General features: G+C 57.5%; 1 protein-coding gene. It reads right to left on the reverse strand.

All coding sequences use genetic code 11. The features are described 5' to 3' along the window. A partial coding sequence (locus FY251_RS21360; RefSeq protein ID WP_187367487.1) for a SpoVR family protein occupies positions 1-449 on the reverse strand: 449 nt, incomplete at both ends.

The raw sequence follows: 449 nt of genomic DNA on the forward strand, positions 1-449 counted from the left end.
CGATTGGGACGTTCGTCTCGGGCCACGTCCCGTTCCCGCCAGTGACGGCGATTTCATCGCCAGTCTCCAGTTCATCAAGTCTGACCCAGTCTCCATCGGGCTGACGCACACGGTGATTGTTCGATCCGGTCAACTCGAACCCACGACGTGTCTCTATCGTCACGGTATCGTGGTCCGGGATAATGTTAGAGTCGTACACTTCGCGTGCTTGTTCACCATCGGAGACGGTGACATGGTCCGATACCACGTCCTCCATTGGAACTAACCCATCAGCCGTGAAAACCGGCGTCTCAGGGTCTACACAGGCCCAACCCTCGTTCATCACCTTCGTCATTTTCTGCGGCGCAAAGTAGTAGGCCTCCCGTCGGAGCAGTTCCAAGAGTTCCGTCTGCCAATCTTCCATCTCGGTCGCGCGTTCGGCGTCCCCGTCGTACTGCATGCCGTGTTTC

This window comes from Haloferax sp. KTX1 (genome assembly GCF_902410085.1).
Classification (GTDB): domain Archaea; phylum Halobacteriota; class Halobacteria; order Halobacteriales; family Haloferacaceae; genus Haloferax; species Haloferax massiliensis.